Origin of the sequence: Streptomyces sp. Sge12, assembly GCF_002080455.1 — a bacterium.
In the GTDB taxonomy this organism is placed as follows: domain Bacteria; phylum Actinomycetota; class Actinomycetes; order Streptomycetales; family Streptomycetaceae; genus Streptomyces.
In genome coordinates this window covers 4236209-4258029 of record NZ_CP020555.1, presented here as the reverse complement: position 1 = coordinate 4258029, position 21821 = coordinate 4236209, and the positions used below count along the sequence as shown (strand labels likewise).

The window sequence follows — 21821 nt, the reverse complement described above, 5'->3', positions numbered from 1 at the left end:
AGCATAGCCGGACCGCGCCGGTCAGCCGATCGGGTATCCGCCGACCGGCCTGTCGCCGGCGCCGCGGTGGTGCTCCGGGACGCCTCGGTCCGGCCCCCGAAGGGGTGTTACGCACCATCAGCTTCCGGAGACGAGGAAAGGGCCCGTACGGCACCTGGGTGTCGTACGGGCCCTTTCTCAGGGGTTCAGCTCAGCTGCGATCAGCCGTTGCGCTTCCAGCGCGGCTTGTCGTCACGGCGGCCGCCGAAGCCACCGGTGGAACCGGAGCCGGAGCCGGACGGACGGTGGTCGTCACGGCGGCCGTACGGGCGGTCGCCGCCACCGGAGCGGAAGCCACCGGACGGACGGTCGTCACGACGGTCACGGTTGAACGGACGGTCGCCGCCACCGGAGCGGAAGCCGCCGGAGGGGCGGTCGTCACGGTTGTACGTGCCGTTGCCCGTGGCCGGACGGTCGCCACCGGAGCGGAAGCCACCCGACGGACGGTCGTCGCGACGGAAGCCGCCACGGTCGCCACCACGGTCGTCACGGTTGAAGCCACCCGACGGACGGTCGTCGCGACGGAAGCCGCCACCGGCCGGACGGTCGCCACCGGAGCGGAAGCCACCCGACGGACGGTCGTCGCGGCGGAAGCCGCCACGGTCGCCACCACGGTCGTCACGGTTGAAGCCACCGGACGGACGGTCGTCGCGACGGAAGCCGCCACCGGCCGGACGGTCGCCACCGGAGCGGAAGCCACCCGACGGACGGTCGTCGCGGCGGAAGCCGCCACGGTCGCCACCACGGTCGTCACGGTTGAAGCCACCCGACGGACGGCCACCACGGTCACCGCGGTCACCGCGGTCGTCGCGGCGGAAGCCGCCACGGTCACCACCGCGGTCGCCACCGCGGTTGTCGCGACGCTCGAAGTTGCCACGGTCGTCGCGCTGGGCGCGCTGCTCCTCGCGGCGCTCCTGCGCGGCCAGCTCGGCGGCAGCGGCGGCGGCAGCAGCCGCGACCTCGGCCTCGGCGGCCTCGGCCACCTCGGCGACAGCGGCCTCCGGGTCCTCGCCGCGCTCACGGGCGGAGCGGGCGACGAGGCGGTCGGCCTCCTCGCGCAGCTCGCCGGCACGGCGGGTCAGGCGCTCGAGCTGCTTGGTCAGCTCGGCGACCTCGCGCTCGGCCTGCTTGGCGGCGTTGTTCGCGGAGTCGGCCTGGACCTCGGTCAGCGAACGGGCACCGGTGATCTCGGCGACCTCCGGCTCGAAGGCGCCGGCGCCCTGGACGATGTGGCGCGAGGCGTCGACGCCCGCGTCCTCCATCAGGCGGAAGATCTGGCGGCGCTGGTGCGGCAGCGCGAGCGAGACCACGACACCGGACTTGCCGGCACGGGCGGTACGGCCCGAGCGGTGCAGGTAGTCCTTGTGGTCACCGGCCGGGTCCACGTTCAGGACCAGGTCGATGCCGTCGACGTGGATACCGCGGGCGGCGACGTCGGTGGCGACGAGCGCGTTGACGTAGCCGTCCTTGAAGTCGGCGAGGACGCGGGTACGGGCACCCTGCGTCATGCCGCCGTGCAGCGCGTCGGCCTTCACGCCGGCCTCGACGAGCTGCTCGGCGATGCGGTCGGCGCCCAGCTGGGTGCGGACGAAGATGATGGTGCGGCCCTTGCGGGCGGCGATGGCGGCCGTGACCGGCGCCTTGTCCTTCGGCTTCACGACGAGGACGTGGTGCGTCATGGTCGTGACGTTGCCCTGCGCGCTGTCGACCTCGTGCGTGACGGGGTTGGACAGGTAGCGCTTGACCAGGGTGCCGATCTCGTTCTCCATGGTGGCGGAGAAGAGCATGCGCTGGCCGCCGCCGGGGATCTGGTCGAGCAGCTCGGTGACCTCGGGCAGGAAGCCCAGGTCGGCCATCTGGTCGGCCTCGTCGAGAACCGCGACCTGGACGTTCTCCAGGGAGCAGGCGCCACGGTTGATGATGTCGCGCAGACGGCCGGGGGTGGCGACGAGGACGTCGACACCGCGCTCCAGGGCGTAGATCTGGTTGCTCATGGAGGTACCGCCGCAGACGACCTTCATCTTCAGGCCGAGCACGTCGCCGTAGGGCTGCAGCGCATCCGCGACCTGCATCGCGAGCTCACGGGTCGGCGTGAGGATGATGGCGCGGGGCTTCTTCTTCTCGGTGTGGCCGCCGGCGAGCTGGGCCAGGGTCGGCAGACCGAAGGAGAGGGTCTTGCCGGAGCCGGTGCGGCCACGGCCGAGGATGTCCTTGCCGGCCAGGGCGTCCGGGATGGTCGCGGCCTGGATCGGGAAGGGGCTGGTGACGCCGTTCTGCGCGAGCTTGCGCACGACGCCCTCGGGGAGACCGAGGTCGCCGAAGGTGATCGAGGGCTCGGCGTCGGCGTCGGCCTCGTCGAAGTCGGGGGTCGAGTCCTCGAGGGACTCGTCGGTGTTCACGTCGGCCTCAAGAGCCTCGATGATCTCGTTGGCCTCAGCGGCCTCGATCGCCTCGGTGACCACGAGGGCCTCGGCGTCGATCATCTCGTTGGAGTCGTTCTCGGGCATGACGGAACGGTCAGAGCTGGAAATGGACATGCGAAATGCGAAACCTTCCGGAGTCTCGGCACGCGCCCAAACTCCGTGAATCGCAAATCGACCGCCTCAATGCGGTCAGCCACGGCTAGGGAGAGTACGCGCCACACGGCGCTCTTCGGATTCGGCGCCGGGCAATGGGATCAAACGATCTATAACCATACGCACCCTCCCCGGGGTCTGGCAAGTCACTCCAGCCGATAGGGCTCTGACCTGCGGATATGCCCCCGAGGGCGGGTGCCTGAACGGGCCCCACCGGGCGCCCGGCAGGGCCGCCGGGCCTACAGTTCCGGCGCCGGAACCGTGCTGGGTTCGGGCTGCGGGCTCGGCTGCGCCGGCGTGGGTTCCGTCACAGGGGGAGTGGGCGCCGGCGGCTCCGGCGTCGGGCTCGCCGACTGCTGCCCGCCGGCCGAACCGCCCGGTCCCCCGGGGCCGCCCGAGCCTCCGCCCGACGTCGGCTGCTGGGGACCCTGCCCGCCCGCCCCGCCGACGGGTCCCGCCGACGGAGCGGGCTCCCCCGGCCGGCCGCTCGGCGCGCCCGCGCTCGGCGAGGCCCCGGTCGCGCCGGAGGCCTTGCCGTCCTCCTTGGCCCTGCCGTCCTGGCTCCCCGTACCGTCCTTGGTGCCGTGCCCGTTGCCGTGGACCCCGGAGCCCCGTCCCGAGACGGTCCCGGCGCCCGCCTCGGCACCGCTGCGGCGGTCCCCCGGGGCGGGGGGCCCGGGCTTCGCCGCGTCCTCGCCGACGCTCATGCAGCCGGCCGTCGCCGCGACCGCGAGCGCGGTGACGGCCAGTCGGAGGGAAGCGGACAACTGGCGCACGAGGGCACCTCCGGAGCCTGTGGGTGAACATTCCGCATGAGCGGGTCAATGTGCCCAACTCCCTTTGACCCGTAAGGGACACGCCCTCCGTGCAACCCCTCCGCGCAACCCCGCGGCGCAACCACTCGGCCGCTCGGCCGAACCCTCAGGCGAAGAGCTGCCGCGCCACCTGCGAGCCGAGGTGCACCGCGCCCAGCCCGACCAGCACCGACACCACCACGTTGGCCGCGGCCAGGAACCGGTGCCCCCGCTCGGCCAGCCGCAGGGTCTCGTACGAGAACGTCGAGTACGTGCTCAGCGCCCCGCACAGCCCGGTCCCCAGCAGCAGCCGCACCTGCGAGGACGCGGCCCCTTCCAGCGCCGCCCCGGCCAGCGCGCCGAGCACCAGGCAGGCGCTCGCGTTGACCACGAAGGTGCCCCAGGGGAACGCGGAATCGTGCCGCGCCTGCACCGCCCGGTCCATCAGGTAGCGCAGCGGCGCCCCGACGGCCGCGCCCGCCACCACGATCAGCCAGTTCACCGCGGGACCCGGCCCCGGACGGCGAACCGCGCCACCGACGCGGCCGCCCACACCGCGCCCAGCGCCGCGACCACCGTGAGCCCGGCGTAGGCCAGCGCGGTCCCCGCCTCCCCCTCGTCCAGGAGCCGCGAGAAGTCCACCGCGTAGGTGGAGAAGGTGGTGAAGCCGCCGAGTACGCCGACCCCGGCGAAGGGCCGCAGCAGCGGATGCGGCGACGTCCGGCCGCCCTCGCTGATCAGCACCATCAGTACGCCGATCAGCGCCGAGCCGGAGGCGTTGATCCACAGGGTCGCCCACGGGAAGGCCCCGGGCCCGGCCGGCCACAGCAGGGAGATCCCGTACCGCGCCGCGCCCCCGACCGCGCCGCCGACCGCCACGGCCGCGAGGACCCGGCCCCGAGGCTCGGCGCGCTGTGCGGGCACGTGCAGGTCGACGTCCGGATCGATGGCCTCCGCGACGCCCGCCGCTCCCGCCGCTCCCGCGGCTTCCGCGGCTCCCGTCGGCTCGGCCGGCTCGTCACCGGGGAGCGGCAGGGGCGTCACCCGTACCCCAGAGCGTGCAGCCGCTCGTCGTCGATCCCGAAGTGGTGGGCGATCTCGTGCACGACGGTGACCTCCGTCTCCGCGACCACGCTCTCCCGGTCCTCGCACATCCGCAACGTGGGATTGCGGTAGATGGTGATCCGGTCCGGCAGCACCCCGGCGTACCACTCGCCGCGGTCCGTCAGCGGGGTCCCCTCGTACAGGCCGAGCAGCTCGGGGTCGTCGGCGGGAGGTTCGTCCTCGACGAACACCGCCACGTTGTCCATCAGCCGCGTCAGCTCCGGCGGGATCCGGTCCAGGGCCTCTGCGACGAGCTCCTCGAACTCCTCGCGCGTCATCTCCAGCACCCGGCCATTGTCGCTCCGGGGGAAACCGTTTTGGCGATAGCTCCCCGGATCCCATATGCTTCTCACGTCCCCGACGCGCTGAAGAAGTGCCCGGCGGGCCTTTAGCCCTCATCGTCTAGTGGCCCAGGACGCCGCCCTTTCAAGGCGGTAGCACGGGTTCGAATCCCGTTGGGGGTACGCATTACCGTGTGCAAGACTTGCTCTCGCACACTGCAAGGTCCTGTGGAGCAGTTGGTTAGCTCGCCACCCTGTCAAGGTGGAGGTCGCGGGTTCAAGTCCCGTCAGGATCGCTGAAGCCGGAAACGGTTTCGTGGCTGGGTAGCTCAGTTGGTACGAGCGATCGCCTGAAAAGCGATAGGTCGCCGGTTCGACCCCGGCCCCAGCCACCACCGGAAGGCCCCGTCCATCGGACGGGGCCTTCCTGCGTTACTCGGTCTCGCCCGTGGGGCGGGAGCGGCGGCGCCACTGCACGACGCCGACGGCCAGGGCCCCGGCGGCGACCAGCCCGAGCAGCGCCCCGTCCGGCACGGCGTCCGCCAGCGAGCCGACCCACTGCTCCACCGCGAACGAGTCGTCCACGTCCAGCAGCCCGGGCAGCGCGCTCGCGCCGTCGTACGCGAGGAACAGCGCGCCCAGGGTGATGAAGAACAGCCCGGACAGCAGCGAGGTGGTGTGCAGCTCGAAGCGGCCCACCGCGAAGGCCCGCCCGCGCAGCCAGCGGCGCCGGCCCAGGTCGAAGCGCTCCCACAGCAGGGCCAGCAGGAACAGCGGCAGGGCCATGCCCAGGGCGTAGACCGCGAGCAGCAGGCCGCCGTAGACGGGGCTGCCGCTGACCGCGGCGACCGTCAGGACGCTGCCGAGGATCGGGCCGGCGCAGAAACCGGCCAGCCCGTAGACCGCGCCGAGCGCGTACACCGACAGGGCGGTCGTCGGCCGGATCCGGCCCGACAGCTGCGCGATCCGCTTCGGGGCGAAGCCGAGGCCCAGGATCTGGGCGAGGCCGAGCGCGATGATCAGCCAGCCGCCGGCCAGGACGAGCTGGTCGCGGTTGCTGTGGAAGAACCGCCCGGCGTACGAGCCGGCCGCCCCGAGCGGTACGAGGGTGCTCGCGAGGCCCGCGTAGAAGATCCCGGTGCGCGCCAGGAGCCGCGAGGTGGAGTCGATCGAGTAGGCGAAGAAGGCCGGCAGCAGCAGCGCGCTGCACGGGCTGAGCAGGGCGAGGAGGCCGCCCAGCAGGGCGGCCAGGTATCCGATGTGGGTCACTGCTTCGCCGCCTCCGCCTTCGCCCGGGCGATGGCGGCGGTGAAGGTGTCGAGCGGCTGGGCGCCGGCGATCGGCCTGCCGTTCAGGAGGAAGGACGGGGTGGAGGTGACGCCGATGCGGTAGCCCTCCTCCTGGTCCTTCTTCAGGGCCGCCGCGGCCTGCTCGCCGGCCAGGTCGGCCTTGAAGCGCTCCAGGTCGGGGACCCCGGCCTCCCGGGCCAGCTCCACCAGCCGCGGCTCGGCGAAGCCCTTGTCCTTGGAGCCGTCGGCGTAGGCCGCGGCGTGGAAGGCCTCGAAGCGGTCCTGCTGTCCGGCCGCCCAGGCGGCCCTGGCGGCGGCCTCGGACTCGGCTCCGAAGATCGGGAAGTTGCGCCACTCGATGCGCAGGGTGCCGTCCGCGACGTACTTCTTCACCAGCTCGGGCTCGGTGTCGCGGGCGAACTTGGCGCAGTAGCCGCACTTGAAGTCGGAGTACTCGATGAGCACCACGGGCGCGTCGGCGCGGCCGACGGCGAGCTTGTCGCCGGACTCGCGGCGGGCCAGCGCCTTGAGCTCGGCGGCCGGGTCGGTCCGCGGAGCGGCCACGGCGCCGGAGCCGGAGCCCGAACCGGCGGAGCCGGCTGCGTCGGGGGCGGTGGCCTGCCAGGAGACGATGCCGAGGGTGATCGCGGCGAGGGCGACGCCGGCGGAGATCAGCAGGGGCTTCGTGGAGGTCTTGGACGTGGAAGACGTGGAAGAGGGCATGCGGGTGCTCCAGTGCTGCGGGTGGTGGTGGGTCGGGACCGGTGGGGACCGGTCCCTCTAGACCCGCATCACGCAGAGCTCCAGCCGGTCGGGGGCCGGGCGGTCGGGACCGCGTACGAGGGGCCGTACGGGCACGGCCGCGGGCGGACCGGCCTCCTCGGGCGCCGCCCGGGCCGGCGGGACCTGGGCGTGCTCGCCCCAGGCGCGCGCGGGAACGGCCGGCGCACCACCGCGCTCGGGAGCCACCGGTGCACAGGCGGGCCCCCCACCGTCGCCGAACACAGCCACCCGGGCCCCCGCCGGGACCGGGCCCGAATCCGGGGCCGGAACCAAGGCCGGAACCGAAGCCGCGGCCGGGGCCGCGCCCGGAGCCGGGGCCGCGGTCGGGGGTGTTGCGGTCGCCGCCGCAGGGGGTGCGCAGGCCAGGAGTACCGCCAGGACCACGCCGAGCAGGCTCCGGACGTGGCGGGGGCGGGACAAGGTGGGCTGCCTCTCATGGGACGACCGACGGACTCGTCCCGAAATGGTACGGGTCCACCCGACAAATGCGTTCGCCACCCGGAGGGCCCAGGTGAGATCCTCGATCAGGTATGTCTACTTCCTTCGCCGCCCTGCAGACGCTTCTCGGTGAGATCTCGCTCCGTGACGCGCACCGCCTCGGCCGCCGCCTCGAAGGCGCCCGCCGCATCCGCAAGCCCGAGGCCAAGCAGGCCGTGCTCGACGAGATCGCCACGGAGGCCACCAGGGCCGCCGAGCGACTGGCCGGCCGTGCCTCGCGGATGCCGGAGGTCACGTATCCCGAGAACCTGCCCGTCAGCCAGAAGAAGGACGAGATCGCCGAGGCGATACGCGACCACCAGGTCGTGATCGTCGCGGGCGAGACCGGCTCCGGCAAGACCACGCAGATCCCCAAGATCTGCATGGAGCTGGGCCGCGGAGTCCGGGGCATGATCGGGCACACCCAGCCCCGCCGGATCGCCGCCCGCACCGTCGCGGAGCGGATCGCCGAGGAGCTGAAGTCCGAGATCGGCCAGACGGTCGGCTGGAAGGTCCGCTTCACCGACCAGGTGGACCAGGACGCGACCTTCGTGAAGCTGATGACCGACGGCATCCTGCTCGCCGAGATCCAGACGGACCGCGAGCTGCGCGCGTACGACACGATCATCATCGACGAGGCCCACGAGCGGTCGCTGAACATCGACTTCCTGCTGGGCTACCTGGCCACGCTGCTGCCGAAACGTCCCGACCTCAAGGTCGTCATCACCTCGGCCACCATCGACCCCGAGCGCTTCTCACGGCACTTCGGCGAGGCGCCGATCGTCGAGGTCAGCGGGCGCACGTATCCGGTGGAGGTCCGCTACCGGCCGCTCCTGGAGGAAGGAACCGAGGACGCTGAGGACGCCGACCGCGACCAGATCACCGCGATCTGCGAGGCCGTGGACGAGCTCCAGTCCGAGGGGCCGGGCGACATCCTGGTCTTCCTCTCCGGCGAGCGGGAGATCCGCGACACGGCCGACGCCCTGAACAAGCGCAATCTGCGCTTCACCGAGGTCCTCCCCCTCTACGCGCGCCTCTCGCACGCCGAGCAGCACCGCGTCTTCCAGCAGCACACCGGCCGCCGGATCGTGCTCGCCACCAACGTCGCCGAGACCTCGCTGACCGTCCCCGGCATCAAGTACGTGATCGACCCGGGCACCGCCCGGATCTCGCGCTACAGCCACCGCACCAAGGTCCAGCGCCTGCCGATCGAGCGGATCTCGCAGGCCAGCGCCAACCAGCGCAAGGGCCGTTGCGGCCGTACCAGCGACGGCATCTGCATCCGGCTGTACTCCGAGGACGACTTCGAGGCCCGTCCCGAGTTCACCGACGCCGAGATCCTGCGGACGAACCTGGCCTCCGTCATCCTCCAGATGACCGCGGCCGGCCTCGGCGAGATCGAGAAGTTCCCCTTCATCGACCCGCCGGACCACCGCAACATCCGCGACGGCGTCCAGCTCCTCCAGGAGCTCGGGGCGCTCGATCCTGCGGAGAAGGACCCCAAGAAGCGGCTCACGCAGATGGGCCGCCAGCTGTCCCAGCTCCCGGTGGACCCCCGCCTCGCCCGCATGGTCATCGAGGCCGACAAGAACAACTGCGTCCGCGAGGTCATGGTCATCGCGGCGGCCCTGTCCATCCAGGACCCCCGCGAGCGCCCCTCGGACAAGCAGACCCAGGCCGACCAGAACCACGCCCGCTTCAAGGACGAGACCAGCGACTTCCTCTCGTACCTGAACATGTGGCGCTACGTGCGCGAGCAGCAGAAGGAGCGCGGCTCCTCCTCGTTCCGCCGGATGTGCAAGCAGGAGTACCTGAACTTCCTGCGGATCCGCGAGTGGCAGGACATCTACTCGCAGCTGCGCACGGTCGCCAGGAGCATGGGCATCCACGTCAACGAGGCCGATGCCCCCGAGCAGGTCATCCACGTCTCGCTGCTGGCCGGTCTGCTCTCGCACATCGGGCTCAAGGACACCGACAAGAACGAGTACCTCGGGGCCCGCAGCGCCAAGTTCGCGATCTTCCCGGGCTCCTCGCTGTTCAAGAAGCAGCCGAAGTTCGTGATGTCGGCCGAACTGGTGGAGACCTCGCGGCTGTGGGCCCGGGTGAACGCCAAGGTGGAGCCCGAGTGGGTGGAGCCGCTGGCCCAGCACCTGATCAAGCGGACCTACAGCGAGCCGCACTGGGAGAAGGACCAGGCGGCCGTGATGGCGTACGAGAAGGTCACGCTGTACGGCGTGCCGATCGTCGCCCAGCGGAAGATCAACTACGGCCGGATCGATCCCGAGGTCTCGCGCGAGCTGTTCATCCGCAACGCGCTGGTGGAGGGCGACTGGCGCACCCACCACAAGTTCTACGCCGACAACCGCAAGCTCCTCACCGAGGTGGAGGAGCTGGAGAACCGGGCCCGGCGCCGCGACATCGTGGTGGACGACGAGACCCTCTTCGACTTCTACGAACAGAAGATCCCCGCCCACGTGGTGTCCGGGGCGCACTTCGACTCGTGGTGGAAGCACAAGAAGCGCGAGGAGCCCGAACTCCTCGACTTCGAGCGCGAGATGCTGCTGACCGAGAAGGCGGCCGGGGTCACCAAGGCCGACTACCCGGACTCCTGGCGGCAGGGTCCGCTGAAGTTCCGGGTGACCTACCAGTTCGAGCCGGGTGCGGACGCCGACGGCGTGACCGTCCACATCCCGCTCCAGGTGCTCAACCAGGTCACCGACGAGGGCTTCGACTGGCAGATCCCGGGCCTGCGCGAGGAGGTCGTCACCGAGCTGATCCGCTCGCTGCCGAAGCCGATCCGCCGGCACTACGTTCCCGCGCCGAACTACGCGGGCCGTTTCCTGGACACGGCGGTACCCCTCCAGGAGCCGCTGCCGGTCACGCTGGCGCGCGAGCTCCAGCGGATGGTGGGGGTCCCGGTCTCGGCCGAGGACTTCGACCTCGGCCGGATCCCCGACCACCTCAAGATCACCTTCCGGATCATCGACGAGCGCCGCAAGAACCTCGCCGAGGACAAGGACCTGGAGGCCCTGCGGCTGAAGCTGAAGCCGAAGGCCCGCCAGGCCCTCTCCAAGGCCGCCGCGGCCACCGCCGAGCGGGCGGGCGGGGAGTCGGTGGAGCGCACCGGGCTGACCGACTGGACGATCGGCACGCTGACGAAGGTCTTCGAGACCCGCCGGGCGGGTCAGCCGGTGAAGGCGTACCCGGCGCTGGTGGACGAGGGCGCGACCGTCTCCGTACGGCTCTTCGACACCGAGGCCGAGCAGCAGCAGGCGATGTGGCTGGGCACCCGGCGCCTCATCCTGCTGAACATCCCGGTGAACCCGGCGAAGTTCGCCTCGGACCACCTGACCAACCAGCAGAAGCTGGCCCTGTCCAGGAACCCGCACGGCTCCATCCAGGCGCTCTTCGACGACTGCGCGACCGCGGCGACCGACCGGCTGATCGCCGACCACGGGGGCCCGGCCTGGGACGAAGCGGGCTTCCGCAGGCTCTACGAGGCCGTCCGCGCCGACCTGGTGGACACGACCGTGCGCACGGTCGGGCAGGTGCAGCAGGTGCTGGCCGCCTGGCAGGCCTGTGAGCGCCGCCTGAAGGGCACGGCCAGCCTGGCGCTGGTCGCGAACGTCCAGGACGTCAAGACGCAGCTGGCGGCCCTCATGCCGGCCGGCTTCGTCACGCTCACCGGGCTGCGCCGGCTGCCGGACCTGATGCGCTACCTGGTGGCGGTGGACCGGCGGCTCCAGCAGATGCCCACGGGCGTCCAGCGCGACACCACGCGCATGGAGAAGGTCCACGAGATGCAGGACGAGTACGCCTGGCTGCTGGAGCAGTTGCCGAAGGGGCGGCCGGTCCCGTCCACGGTCACCGACATCCGCTGGATGATCGAGGAGCTGCGCGTCAGCTACTTCGCGCACGCGCTCGGGACGGCGTACCCGATCTCCGACAAGCGGATCGTGAAGGCGGTGGATGCGGCGGCGCCGTGACCCCCGCCGTGATCCGGTTCGACTGCACCCCCTGAGCTGCGGTACAGTCTGATTCGCAGCCGCCGAGCGGCCGCAAATCAAGGACCTGTGGAGCAGTTGGTTAGCTCGCCACCCTGTCAAGGTGGAGGTCGCGGGTTCAAGTCCCGTCAGGTTCGCAGAAACGTCAGGGCCCGTATCCCTCTGGGGATACGGGCCCTGACGCGTTGGCGGGTGGTACCGCCCGGACGGCCTTGGGGGCCGCCTCCGGCCCGCGGAGCGCCCGCGTCGCCGCGAACGGCCACCGAGCCGCGTCCGCACCCGTCTCCCGGCTCCGGCGCCCGCCTCCCGCGCTCCGCGCCGCCTCCGGGCTCCGTGCCGCCCCCGAACCGCCGGCGGACCGGCCGCGAACCGGCATCCCCCGTTCGCATGAGGCGCCCCGCCCTGCACATCCCCATTACGGGGTGCATTGCCGGATATACAAGAGTGATCATCTGTGACGGGAGTCACCGCATGAGTTTTTGGGACTCATACTTTTATCGCACCCATACGCCCGCTCGATAGAATATGTGCAATGGCACCCACCCCGCCGAAGTCCCCGCGCGCGCCGGCGATGGCCCTGACCTGGGCATAAAAAAGATCGCGCTGGACCCGGCGGAGTCCAGCGCGATCGAACGACCTGAGAACCTGTTGGGGCAGGTCCGGCCGTATGAAGCTATGTGGGTTTCATCGGATTGGGGGACCCGATATAAACCCGTTAAAGCGGGGTGTTTACGCGACCTCAGGCTTCGCTGCGCTGCTGCGGAATTCCCGCGAGCAGTGCGCGAACCTCGGCCTCGCGGTACCGGCGGTGTCCACCCAGGGTGCGGATGGACGTGAGCTTGCCAGCCTTGGCCCAGCGGGTGACCGTCTTCGGGTCCACGCGGAACATCGTGGCAACCTCAGCCGGGGTCAGCAGCGGCTCGGCATCAGGGGTGCGAGCGGTCATGAGCGGCCTCCTCGGGAGAACCGAACCATCTCGGTTCTTTCCTCTAAATTCTGCACCTTGGCCCGCGTTGCCCGAAATGGACATACGCGGGCCGAGTCGGTTATAGGACGAACGGCTTGTCCTCGGCACTACAACTACACCATCCGTCCAGCCTCGACGGCCAAACCGACGGAATTGCCCTCCGAGGTGTTCATCAGCGGCGGAAGCCGATGGACCGTCCCATAACGGACAGTCACCCCACTGTGACGATCAGTCACAGAGCGATCAGGAGTCGTCAGACCCCCCGTAGAGTGCAATGCCGAGCATTCCGCCCTTAGTTGGGCGGAAGGAACCCTCCCCGGACTCCTTGTCCTATTTTGGCACGAGGGTAGGGGAAGGGCGCAAGGGTGAAGTTAGTGCGGTCCGTCACGCTTGGGCCAATGGCCCGTATCGGGACGTAGGTCCTGGCACTAGGTCCCAAATGCCACGATCAGGCCTCTGATCAGCCAGTATTGACCGAACGACCGATAGCGCACGATACGTACGGGGCACCCGAAGGTGAAACCAGCCACATAGGACACTTTCGGCCTAATTCGCGAAAAGCCGCTCCCGGACCGCCCGCCACCGCTCCGCCAGCTCCCCGTACACCTCGGTCGCGCCCTCCGTGTCCCCGGCCCGCAGGGCCGCGATCCCCGCCGCCAGGTCCCCCGCCGAGCGGTCGGCCGCCAGCCGGTCCGCCGGCAGCGCGTGCAGCAGACCGCCGTAGTCCAGCTCGACCATCGAGCGCGGATGGAACTCCTCCAGCCAGCTCCCCACCTCCACCAGCCCGTCGGCGAGCATCCCGTACCCCTCCGCGTCGCGCAGGGTCCGCAGCGCCCGGGCGAGCCTGCGCCGCGCCTGCACCATCGGCGTGCGGTAGCGCAGCCGCTCGCCCGGCACGTACTCCCGCTCCTCGTCGGCCACCAGGACGAACCAGCGCAGCGGGATCTGCCACACCCCCGTACGGATCCAGGGGCGCGCGTCCGGGTTCCGCTCGCGCCAGTGCTCGTATTCCTCGGCCGCCCGCCGGCGCGCTCCGGGCGGGAGCGCCGCGTCCAGCACCGGCCGCGGGAACCACTCGACCAGTTCCTCCAGGGCCAGCCAGCCGCGGAGCCGGGTACGCCACGGGCAGACCAGCAGCACCCCGTCCACCACCGCCGTGAAGGCGTCCGCGCTCTCGTGGGCCGGCACCCCCACCACCGGGACCCGCACCAAATCCGCCAGCGAGCGGCGCAGTTCGTCCTGGGCCGACGGGGCCGCCCCGCGCCGGGCGTAGTCGGACCAGTGCGTGCGCTCCGGCTCGGCGAAGGCGGTCAGGGGCTCGTAGACGCGCAGGTAGGAGGCGTACGGGACGGTCGGCGCCGAGCGCGCGGACGGCAGCGGGGGATCGGAGGATTCGCTCACGCTCTCGTACTGCCCTGATCCGGGGTGCGGTTCACCTCCCGGCGCCGCGCGCCCTCCCGTACACCAGGAGTGTTTCGATCCTCGGACAGGTCACCTACGGGCGGCCGACAGGTCTTACTCTGCTCCCAGCACGCCCTCCCCCACCCGCAGGGCGGGCGTCTTTCCGCCGCATCTCATCCATGGGAGTCACCACCGTGACCGAAATGACCGACGGCGTCCTGCACACCCTGTTCCGTACGGAGCAGGGCGGCCACGAGCAAGTCGTGCTGTGCCAGGACCGCGCCACCGGCCTGAAGGCCGTCATCGCCATCCACTCCACCGCCCTGGGCCCCGCCCTCGGCGGTACGCGCTTCCACGCGTACGCCTCCGACGAGGAGGCCGTCCAGGACGCGCTGAACCTCTCGCGCGGCATGTCGTACAAGAACGCCCTCGCCGGCCTCGACCTCGGCGGCGGCAAGGCCGTGATCATCGGCGACCCCGACGTCCTCAAGAGCGAGGAACTCCTGGAGGCCTACGGCCGCTTCGTGGAGTCCCTCGGCGGCCGCTACGTGACGGCCTGCGACGTCGGCACCTACGTCGCCGACATGGACGTCGTGGCCCGCGAGACCCGCTGGGCGACCGGCCGCTCCCCCGAGAACGGCGGCGCCGGCGACTCCTCGGTCCTCACCGCCTTCGGTGTCTTCCAGGGCATGCGCGCCAGCGCCCAGCACCTGTGGGGCGACCCGACCCTGCGCGGCCGCAAGGTCGGCGTGGCCGGTGTCGGCAAGGTCGGCCACTACCTGGTCGAGCACCTCCTGGAGGACGGCGCCGAGGTCGTGATCACCGACGTGCGCGAGGAGTCCGTGCGCCGGATCCTGGACAAGCACCCGGGCAAGGTCACGGCGGTCGTCGACACCGACGCGCTGATCCGCACCGAGGGCCTGGACATCTACGCCCCCTGCGCGCTCGGCGGCGCGCTGAACGACGAGACCGTCCCGGCGCTCACCGCGAAGATCGTGTGCGGCGCGGCGAACAACCAGCTCGCCCACCCGGGCATCGAGAAGGACCTCTCCGACCGCGGGATCCTCTACGCGCCGGACTACGTGGTCAACGCGGGCGGTGTCATCCAGGTCGCCGACGAGCTGCGCGGCTTCGACTTCGACCGCTGCAAGGCCAAGGCCACGAAGATCTTCGACACCACCCTGGAGATCTTTGCTCGCGCGAAGGCAGACGGGATCCCGCCGGCCGCGGCGGCCGACCGGATCGCCGAACAGCGGATGGCGGACGGCCGCGCCGCCCGCGCGGTCTAGGCCCCCGGCGACCCTCCTGGGGGCGCCCCGCCGGGGTGCGGCGAGACGGAACTCACTGCACTTCGGCGGGTCGCCCGCCAGGAAAGGGTTAAAATCGCAGCTGACCAGCGAGGACGGGGCGCCTTGTTGGTTCTGCACCGGGGCGCGTCATGCGGGCGGCGTACCGTATGGCCGCGGAAGCAGGTACCGTTAAACCCCTACGGACGGTCTCTCCACGGAGAGCCCGCTCCGAACCATGAACGCGTGTCAGACTCTGGGGCCGTCGAGCCCCGTCACCGAGGGGGTCGAGCCATGGGGCGCGGCCGGGCAAAGGCCAAGCAGACGAAGGTCGCCCGCCAGCTGAAGTACAGCAGCGGCGGGACTGACTTGTCGCGTCTGGCCAACGAGCTGGGCGCATCGACCGCGGAACCGCTGCCTGTCAGCGAGCCGGTCGAGGTAGACGACGACGAGCTGGACGAGGACGACCCGTACGCTCGGTACGCGGACCTCTACAACAGCGATGACGACGACGAGGACGAAGAGTCCGGTCCGTCGGCACAGCGTCGCGGCGCTTGACGCCCTGAGGCGTCTGCACGACAGCACGACAGACAAAAGACTGAAACCCGGTCCAGGGCATCGCCCCGGGCCGGGTTTCAGTGCTGCTCAGCTCGCGTAGGAACCAGTCAGGGTCGCACCCTCGGTGCGGTCGCCGCGGTCCAGGATCTCTCCCGCGACCCACGCGTCGACACCCCGGTCGGCCAGCGCGGTCAGGGCCACGTCCACCGACTCGGCGGGCACGACGGCCATCATGCCGACACCCATGTTCAGGGTCTTCTCCAGCTCCAGCTGCTCCACCTCGCCGGCCTTGCCGACCAGGTCGAAGATCGCACCGGGAGTCCAGGTCGTACGGTCGACCGTGGCGTGCAGGTGGTCCGGGATGACCCGGGCCAGGTTCGCCGCGAGGCCGCCGCCGGTGATGTGCGAGTAGGCGTGCACCTCGGCCGTACGGGTGAGGGCCATGCAGTCCAGCGAGTAGATCTTGGTGGGCTCCAGGAGCTCCTCGCCGAGCGTCCGGCCGAGCTCCTCCACGTGCTGGTCGAGCGACATGCCGGCGCGGTCGAAGAGCACGTGCCGGACGAGCGAGTACCCGTTCGAGTGAAGGCCGGACGAAGCCATCGCGATGACGGCGTCACCCGTACGGATGCGATCCGCGCCGAGCAGGCGGTCGTACTCGACGACGCCCGTTCCGGCACCCGCCACGTCGAAGTCGTCCGGACCCAGCAGGCCGGGGTGCTCGGCGGTCTCGCCGCCCACCAGGGCGCAGCCGGCGAGGACGCAGCCCTCGGCGATGCCCTTGACGATGGCCGCGACACGCTCGGGGTGCACCTTGCCGACGCAGATGTAGTCGGTCATGAAGAGCGGTTCGGCGCCGCAGACGACGATGTCGTCCATGACCATCGCCACCAGGTCGTGGCCGATGGTGTCGTACACGCCGAGCTGGCGGGCGATGTCCACCTTGGTGCCGACGCCGTCGGTGGCCGAGGCGAGCAGGGGGCGCTCGTATCGCTTGAGGGCGGAGGCGTCGAAGAGGCCGGCGAAGCCGCCGAGGCCGCCGAGGACCTCGGGGCGCTGCGTCTTCTTCACCCACTCCTTCATCAGCTCGACGGCGCGGTCGCCCGCTTCGATGTCCACGCCTGCGGCTGCGTAGCTGGCACCGGTGGTCTTCTCTGTCATGACAGGAGAGAGCTTTCGTGTCGTTACTGCGTGTGGTGCCGGGCCCTGGGAGAAGCCTCAAAGACAGGGCCCGGCGCAGGTTGAACCAGGGCTACGGGCGACGGAGCGCGTCGGCGGCGTCCGTGCCGCCCGCGAGCTCGGACTCCAGCAGCTGCTTGCCCAGGAGCTGCGGGTCGGGCAGCTCCATCGGGTACTCGCCGTCGAAGCAGGCACGGCAGAGATTGGGCTTCTGGATGGTGGTCGCCTCGACCATCGCGTCGAGCGAGATGTAGGACAGCGAGTCCGCGCCCAGGGACGTGGCGATCTCGTCGACCGTCATGCCGTTGGCGATCAGCTCGGCCCGGGTGGCGAAGTCGATGCCGAAGAAGCACGGCCACTTCACCGGCGGCGAGGAGATCCGGATGTGGACCTCGGCCGCGCCGGCCTCGCGGAGCATCTTGACCAGGGCGCGCTGGGTGTTGCCGCGGACGATCGAGTCGTCGACGACCACCAGGCGCTTGCCCCGGATGACTTCCTTGAGGGGGTTGAGCTTGAGCCGGATGCCGAGCTGGCGGATCGTCTGCGAGGGCTGGATGAAGGTCCGGCCCACGTAGGCGTTCTTGACCAGGCCGGATCCGTACGGGATCCCGCTGGCCTCGGCGTATCCGACCGCGGCGGGCGTGCCGGATTCCGGCGTCGCTATCACCAGGTCGGCGTCCACCGGGGCTTCCTTGGCCAGGCGCCGGCCCATCTCGACACGCGAGAGGTAGACGTTCCGGCCGGCGATGTCGGTGTCCGGGCGCGCCAGGTAGACGTACTCGAAGACACAGCCCTTGGGCTTTGCTTCCGCGAACCGAGAGGTGCGCAGGCCGTTCTCGTCGATCGCGATGAGCTCGCCCGGCTCGACCTCGCGGACGAAGCTGGCGCCGCAGATGTCGAGGGCGGCGGTCTCACTCGCGACCACCCAGCCGCGCTCCAGGCGGCCGAGGACCAGCGGGCGGATGCCCTGCGGGTCACGGGCGGTGTAGAGGGTCCCCTCGTCCATGAAGACGAGCGAGAAGGCGCCCTTGACCTGAGGCAGGACCTTGGCGGCCGACTCCTCGATGGTCAGGGGCTTGCCCTCGTCGTCGGTCTGGCCGGCGAGCAGGGCGGTGACCAGGTCGGTGTCATTGGTGGCGGCCACCTGGGTGGCGCGGCCGTCTTGACGGGGGAGGTCGGCGACCATCTCGGCAAGCTCGGCGGTGTTCACCAGGTTGCCGTTGTGACCCAGGGCAATGGAGCCGTGGGCGGTCGCACGGAAGGTCGGCTGGGCGTTCTCCCAGACGGAGGCCCCGGTGGTCGAATAGCGGGCGTGACCGACCGCGATATGACCTTGGAGCGAGCCGAGAGAGGTTTCGTCGAAGACCTGGGAAACGAGGCCCATGTCCTTGAAGACGAGGATCTGGGAACCGTTGCTCACAGCGATTCCCGCGGACTCTTGTCCACGGTGCTGCAGCGCATACAGTCCGAAGTAGGTGAGCTTGGCGACCTCTTCACCCGGAGCCCAGACACCGAAGACGCCGCAAGCGTCCTGGGGGCCCTTTTCGCCGGGGAGCAGGTCGTGGTTGAGTCGTCCATCACCACGAGGCACGCTTCCGAGTGTAGGCGAGATCGACCACTGGTCCGAATTGGGGACGGCCGGGAAATGTCACAGCACAGAGGGTGACCGATCCATTCCGTCTCGGTATCCGGAATGCCCTTGTTGACAGGCCCACGGGCATTCGTACAGGCTCTCGGCTCATGCAGCCTCTCGGTGACCGAACCGTCACCCTCGTCGAGCGCCGGCACGTGGACCTTGTCCGTGTCGCGAGCGCCATCTGTCGCTGTTCTGCGTAGTCACACGCCGCATTTCGTTCCTTTCCTTTCCTGATCCCTGTCCGAGCCTGCCCTGCCGTGCCGCGCGCCGTCCCGCGCCGCCCGGGGCCGGCCGGTGGGCCATGCCTTGGAGTACCTGTGACCTCGTACGAACCCAACCTGTCCCGGCGCGCCTTCGGCGGCGCGGTCGGCGTGAGCGCGGCCGCCGCGGCGGTGGGGCTGGGCGCCTCCCCGGCCGCTGCCGCTCCGGCCGGCGCGGCCTCTGCGGACGGGCAGAACACGCCGCAGGAGCGGGAGTTCCGGGCCGGCCGGAACCGGCCGTCACGCCGGCCGAACATCCTGTTCATCCTCGGCGACGACCTGGGCTGGGCCGACCTCTCCTCCTACGGCTCCCCGCACATCAAGACCCCGAACCTGGACCGCCTCGCCCGCCAGGGCGTCCGGTTCACCGACGCCTACTCGGGCTCCGCGACCTGCTCGCCGACCCGGTTCAGCCTCTACACCGGGCGCTACCCGGCCCGTACCAAGGGCGGTCTGGCCGAGCCGATCGCCGACAAGTCGGCCGGTCTGGACCCCACCCACCCGACGCTGGCCTCACTGCTGAAGTCCTCCGGCTACTCCACCGCGTTGATCGGGAAGTGGCACGCGGGCTACCTGCCCGACTACAGCCCGACCAAGTCCGGCTGGGATGAGTTCTTCGGCAACTTCGGCGGGGCCCTGGAGTACTACTCCAAGCTGGGCCTGGGCGGCGAGTACGACCTCTACGAGGGCGACGCCGAGTACAAGGACCTGCGCTACTACACCCGGATCATCACCGAGCGGGCGAGCGAGTACGTCTCGCGCGACCACCACGGCAAGCCGTGGCTGCTGAACCTCAACTTCACCACCCCGCACTGGCCGTGGATCGCCGACGGGGACACCGAGCAGAGCGCCGAGATCGTCCGGCGGATCAAGGCGGGCGACGGGCGCGCCCTGTGGCACCAGGACGGCGGCTCCGTCGAGAAGTACAAGGAGATGGTCGAGGACCTCGACCGCTCGATCGGCAAGGTGCTGGAGGCGCTGAAGCGTTCCGGCCAGGAGCAGGACACCCTCGTGGTCTTCTCCAGCGACAACGGCGGCGAGCGCTTCTCGTACAACTGGCCGCTGTCCGGCAACAAGGCCTCCCTCCAGGAGGGCGGGATCCGGGTGCCGAACATCGCGCGCTGGCCCGCCCGGCTCGACGGCGGGCAGGTCAGCCGCGTACCGGTGTTCAGCCCGGACTGGACGGCGACGCTGCTGGAGGTCGCCGGGGCCCGCCCGCACCCGGCCTACCCGCTGGACGGGGTGAGCCTCGCCGGATACCTGCTGCGCGGCGAGAAGGTCGCCGAGCGGGACCTGTTCTGGCGGGTGCGGGGCGAGCGGGCGCTGCGCCGCGGGGACTGGAAGTACTACCGCGGCAAGGCGGGCAAGGACCAGCTGTTCAATCTGGCCGGGGACATCCGGGAGCAGGCCGACAAGGCGGCCGCGGAGCCGGACCGGCTCTCCCGGCTGCGCGCGGCCTGGGAGAAGGTCGACGCCGGCCTGCTGCCCTACCCGGCCTGATCCCCGGGACCCCGGACACCGCGCGTCATGCGCGTCATTGCGCGGCCGGGGCCGCCTTCGCGGTCAGGCCCTTGCCGTCGGCCGCGGTCAGGGTGAGGGTCCGGCCCTCGATCCTCGAGGTGAGCGGGCCGCTGCCGAACAGGTCGGTCAGCGCCCGCTCGACCCCGCCCACCGGGCCCTCACAGGCCATCCGGGTCGAGGTGAGCGGGCCGAAGGTGACCGTCGAGCCCTCCACGGTGGCCTTGGCGCTGAACCGGTTGCAGCCCAGGTTGCCGCTCACCGCGAGGTCCGGGGCAATGGTGAACTGGGCCTTCCCGGCCGCCTCGGCGGGCAGGGAGGCCGAGGTCGTACCGCTGACCAGGGACTCCACGCTCCAGCGGGTCGTGGTGAGCGGGGCGTCGGAGGCGGCGGGCGCCGAGGTCATGGCGATCGTGCTCCCGTCGGCGGTCTTCAGGGTGAGCCGGTCGGGCCCCCGGTCGATGGTCAGCTTCCCCTGGAACAGCTTGGCGAAGGCCGTCTCGAACTCCATGTCCGCACAGGCCATCGTGGTCGAGGCGCCGGGCGTCACGGTCACCGCGGACGGGCCGGCGAAGGCGACCACCGCGGTGAACCCGTTGCAGCCGTAGTTGCCCTTGGCCTGGTTCTGCCCGAACTCCAACCGGGCGGAATCGGGCGCGTGCAGCGTGCGACCGCCCGTGGTCAGGGACTCGACGGCCCAGGATCCGACGGGGTCGGGGAGCGGGGCGCCCCCGCCGGCCTCTTCGCGGCCGCAGCCGGCCACGGCGAGCGCGAGTACGAGGGCCAGCCCCGCAGAGGTGTGGACGTGCCGGAAGGTACGCATGCCCCTGGGACGGACCGCGCGCCGCAGCGGTTCCACCACGACCCCCCTCAGCCCATCAGCGGGAGCAGCGCCGACAGGTCGGCCCGCTCGCCACTGGCCCGTACGTGCGCCTCGTCCAGGGCTGCGGCCCATCCCGTACGGCCGGTCGCGAGCCGGATCCAGGTCAGCGGGTCGGTCTCCACCACGTTCGGCGGGGTGCCGCGGGTGTGCCGCGGGCCCTCGATGCACTGGACCACGGCGAAGGGCGGGACGCGTACCTCGACCGAACCGCCCGGTGCCTTCAGCGCGAGGGCGTCGGCGAGGAGCCGGGTGCAGGCGGCCAGCGCCTGCCGCTCAATCGGGATGTCCAGTCCGGTGGCCCGGTTCAGGTCGTCGGTGTGGACCACCAGTTCCACGGTCCGGGTGACCAGGAAGTCGGCCAGGGTCATGTCCCCGATCCACAGGTCCAGCACCCGGTCGCCGGAATGCGCCGCGAGCGCCTCGGCCATCCTGGCCGCCGCGCGGGCGTACAGCTCGGGCAGCGGGGCACCGGTCAGGGTCTCCCGGGCCGCCTCGGAGATCTTCCCGGCGAGGGAGGCGGTGGCGAAGGGCCATTCGACGGCCGACAGCTCGGCGACGGCGGCCGGCGGCCGGGCCAGGCCGCCCGCCAGCGAGTCGGCGATCCAGGCGATGTGCGCGGCGAGTTCGGCGACGCTCCAGTCGCCGAGCCCGCTGGGCCGCGCCAGCTGCTCGGGCGCCAACTCCCCCACGGCCGCGCCCACATGCGCGAACTGCGCGGTGACGGCCGTACGGATCCTGGCGGGGTCGTAGGTGCGCGGCTTCTTCCCTCGGGGCGGCATGCGGTGACCC

At 71.0% G+C, this 21821-nt stretch carries 19 protein-coding genes and 4 tRNA genes; 9 read left to right on the top strand and 14 right to left on the bottom strand.

The features are described 5' to 3' along the window. Nucleotides 1–200 precede the first annotated feature (200 nt). The 5 genes from B6R96_RS19055 to B6R96_RS19035 form a co-directional block, all read right to left on the bottom strand. The gene (locus B6R96_RS19055) at nt 201–2546 is read right to left on the bottom strand and encodes a DEAD/DEAH box helicase (protein WP_443069919.1); all 2346 of its coding nucleotides are present in this window, start codon (nt 2544–2546) and stop codon (nt 201–203) included. 308 nt (nt 2547–2854) lie between these two features. Next, nucleotides 2855–3391, bottom strand: coding sequence for a hypothetical protein (locus tag B6R96_RS19050; RefSeq protein WP_081523030.1), 537 nt, complete (start codon nt 3389–3391; stop codon nt 2855–2857). Nucleotides 3392–3536: 145 nt separating this feature from the next. Then, nucleotides 3537–3911, bottom strand: a complete 375-nt coding sequence (crcB, locus tag B6R96_RS19045) for a fluoride efflux transporter CrcB (protein ID WP_081523029.1) — start codon at nt 3909–3911, stop codon at nt 3537–3539. Further along, nucleotides 3908–4357 (bottom strand): FluC/FEX family fluoride channel, encoded by a 450-nt coding sequence (locus B6R96_RS19040; protein WP_107475720.1) that lies wholly within the window; start codon nt 4355–4357, stop codon nt 3908–3910. Before B6R96_RS19040 ends, crcB begins: the two co-directional genes overlap by 4 nt. Before the next feature lie 92 nt (nt 4358–4449). Continuing rightward, the gene (locus B6R96_RS19035; RefSeq protein WP_030012899.1) at nt 4450–4800 is read right to left on the bottom strand and encodes a metallopeptidase family protein; all 351 of its coding nucleotides are present in this window, start codon (nt 4798–4800) and stop codon (nt 4450–4452) included. 104 nt (nt 4801–4904) lie between these two features. Between B6R96_RS19035 and B6R96_RS19030 the strand changes: the two genes are divergently transcribed. From B6R96_RS19030 to B6R96_RS19020, 3 genes are all read left to right on the top strand, one after another. After that, nucleotides 4905–4977 (top strand) — tRNA-Glu (locus tag B6R96_RS19030). Nucleotides 4978–5016: 39 nt separating this feature from the next. Then, a tRNA-Asp gene (locus B6R96_RS19025) sits at nt 5017–5090 on the top strand. A 22-nt stretch (nt 5091–5112) separates the two neighbouring features. Continuing rightward, a tRNA-Phe gene (locus B6R96_RS19020) sits at nt 5113–5189 on the top strand. Nucleotides 5190–5226: 37 nt separating this feature from the next. Here the strand turns inward: B6R96_RS19020 and B6R96_RS19015 are convergent. The 3 genes from B6R96_RS19015 to B6R96_RS19005 are packed head-to-tail and all read right to left on the bottom strand — an operon-like array spanning nt 5227 to nt 7052. Further along, nucleotides 5227–6063, bottom strand: a complete 837-nt coding sequence (locus tag B6R96_RS19015) for a cytochrome c biogenesis CcdA family protein (RefSeq protein WP_053701317.1) — start codon at nt 6061–6063, stop codon at nt 5227–5229. Further along, entirely contained in the window at nt 6060–6806 is a 747-nt protein-coding gene (locus tag B6R96_RS19010; RefSeq protein WP_053176974.1) for a DsbA family protein, read from the bottom strand. Before B6R96_RS19010 ends, B6R96_RS19015 begins: the two co-directional genes overlap by 4 nt. A gap of 57 nt (nt 6807–6863) precedes the next feature. After that, entirely contained in the window at nt 6864–7052 is a 189-nt protein-coding gene (locus B6R96_RS19005) for a hypothetical protein (protein ID WP_159396342.1), read from the bottom strand. A 344-nt stretch (nt 7053–7396) separates the two neighbouring features. On the opposite strand from B6R96_RS19005, the gene hrpA reads away from it, so the two are divergent. Then, nucleotides 7397–11329: an ATP-dependent RNA helicase HrpA gene (gene hrpA / locus B6R96_RS19000; RefSeq protein WP_081523027.1), complete on the top strand. Its 3933-nt coding sequence runs from the start codon at nt 7397–7399 to the stop codon at nt 11327–11329. An 81-nt stretch (nt 11330–11410) separates the two neighbouring features. Further along, nucleotides 11411–11484 (top strand) — tRNA-Asp (locus B6R96_RS18995). Between the two features lie 602 nt (nt 11485–12086). Here B6R96_RS18995 and bldC read toward each other — a convergent pair. Continuing rightward, on the bottom strand, nt 12087–12293 hold the full coding sequence (gene bldC / locus B6R96_RS18990) for a developmental transcriptional regulator BldC (protein ID WP_003949541.1): 207 nt from the start codon (nt 12291–12293) through the stop codon (nt 12087–12089). A 567-nt stretch (nt 12294–12860) separates the two neighbouring features. Then, complete coding sequence (locus tag B6R96_RS18985) at nt 12861–13715, bottom strand: hypothetical protein (RefSeq protein ID WP_237291455.1); 855 nt, start codon at nt 13713–13715, stop codon at nt 12861–12863. Nucleotides 13716–13909: 194 nt separating this feature from the next. On the opposite strand from B6R96_RS18985, the gene B6R96_RS18980 reads away from it, so the two are divergent. Together B6R96_RS18980 and B6R96_RS18975 are read left to right on the top strand one after the other, a co-directional pair. Further along, the gene (locus tag B6R96_RS18980; RefSeq protein ID WP_030390151.1) at nt 13910–15004 is read left to right on the top strand and encodes a Leu/Phe/Val dehydrogenase; all 1095 of its coding nucleotides are present in this window, start codon (nt 13910–13912) and stop codon (nt 15002–15004) included. 291 nt (nt 15005–15295) lie between these two features. After that, nucleotides 15296–15559 carry a DUF3073 domain-containing protein gene (locus B6R96_RS18975; RefSeq protein ID WP_030390150.1) on the top strand — a complete coding sequence of 88 codons (264 nt, stop codon included), beginning with the start codon at nt 15296–15298 and terminating at the stop codon, nt 15557–15559. Between the two features lie 87 nt (nt 15560–15646). Here the strand turns inward: B6R96_RS18975 and purM are convergent, their stop codons facing one another. Then, a complete protein-coding gene (purM, locus tag B6R96_RS18970; RefSeq protein WP_030390149.1) occupies nt 15647–16717 on the bottom strand; it encodes a phosphoribosylformylglycinamidine cyclo-ligase in 1071 nt (356 codons plus the stop codon). Between the two features lie 91 nt (nt 16718–16808). Beyond that, on the bottom strand, nt 16809–18326 hold the full coding sequence (gene purF / locus B6R96_RS18965; RefSeq protein WP_030009390.1) for an amidophosphoribosyltransferase: 1518 nt from the start codon (nt 18324–18326) through the stop codon (nt 16809–16811). Between the two features lie 149 nt (nt 18327–18475). On the opposite strand from purF, the gene B6R96_RS38990 reads away from it, so the two are divergent. Next, nucleotides 18476–18571: a putative leader peptide gene (locus B6R96_RS38990; RefSeq protein ID WP_324617183.1), complete on the top strand. Its 96-nt coding sequence runs from the start codon at nt 18476–18478 to the stop codon at nt 18569–18571. Nucleotides 18572–18688: 117 nt separating this feature from the next. Next, the gene (locus tag B6R96_RS18960; RefSeq protein ID WP_107475543.1) at nt 18689–20131 is read left to right on the top strand and encodes a sulfatase-like hydrolase/transferase; all 1443 of its coding nucleotides are present in this window, start codon (nt 18689–18691) and stop codon (nt 20129–20131) included. Nucleotides 20132–20165: 34 nt separating this feature from the next. Here the strand turns inward: B6R96_RS18960 and B6R96_RS18955 are convergent, their stop codons facing one another. Both B6R96_RS18955 and B6R96_RS18950 read right to left on the bottom strand, forming a co-directional pair. Continuing rightward, nucleotides 20166–20972 (bottom strand): META domain-containing protein, encoded by an 807-nt coding sequence (locus B6R96_RS18955; RefSeq protein ID WP_159396341.1) that lies wholly within the window; start codon nt 20970–20972, stop codon nt 20166–20168. 47 nt (nt 20973–21019) lie between these two features. Next, nucleotides 21020–21811: a maleylpyruvate isomerase family mycothiol-dependent enzyme gene (locus B6R96_RS18950; RefSeq protein ID WP_030390146.1), complete on the bottom strand. Its 792-nt coding sequence runs from the start codon at nt 21809–21811 to the stop codon at nt 21020–21022. Between the last annotated feature and the right edge of the window lie 10 nt (nt 21812–21821).

Excerpts from the sequence above, each read along its gene's own strand:
- B6R96_RS19055 (WP_443069919.1), bottom strand. The coding sequence starts at position 2,546 with ATGCCCGAGAACGACTCCAACGAGATGATCGACGCCGAGGCCCTCGTG.
- B6R96_RS19010 (WP_053176974.1), bottom strand. The coding sequence starts at position 6,806 with ATGCCCTCTTCCACGTCTTCCACGTCCAAGACCTCCACGAAGCCCCTG.
- hrpA (WP_081523027.1), top strand. The coding sequence starts at position 7,397 with ATGTCTACTTCCTTCGCCGCCCTGCAGACGCTTCTCGGTGAGATCTCG.
- bldC (WP_003949541.1), bottom strand. The coding sequence starts at position 12,293 with ATGACCGCTCGCACCCCTGATGCCGAGCCGCTGCTGACCCCGGCTGAG.
- B6R96_RS18975 (WP_030390150.1), top strand. The coding sequence starts at position 15,296 with ATGGGGCGCGGCCGGGCAAAGGCCAAGCAGACGAAGGTCGCCCGCCAG.
- purM (WP_030390149.1), bottom strand. The coding sequence starts at position 16,717 with ATGACAGAGAAGACCACCGGTGCCAGCTACGCAGCCGCAGGCGTGGAC.
- B6R96_RS38990 (WP_324617183.1), top strand. The coding sequence starts at position 18,476 with ATGCAGCCTCTCGGTGACCGAACCGTCACCCTCGTCGAGCGCCGGCAC.
- B6R96_RS18955 (WP_159396341.1), bottom strand. The coding sequence starts at position 20,972 with ATGCGTACCTTCCGGCACGTCCACACCTCTGCGGGGCTGGCCCTCGTA.
- B6R96_RS18950 (WP_030390146.1), bottom strand. The coding sequence starts at position 21,811 with ATGCCGCCCCGAGGGAAGAAGCCGCGCACCTACGACCCCGCCAGGATC.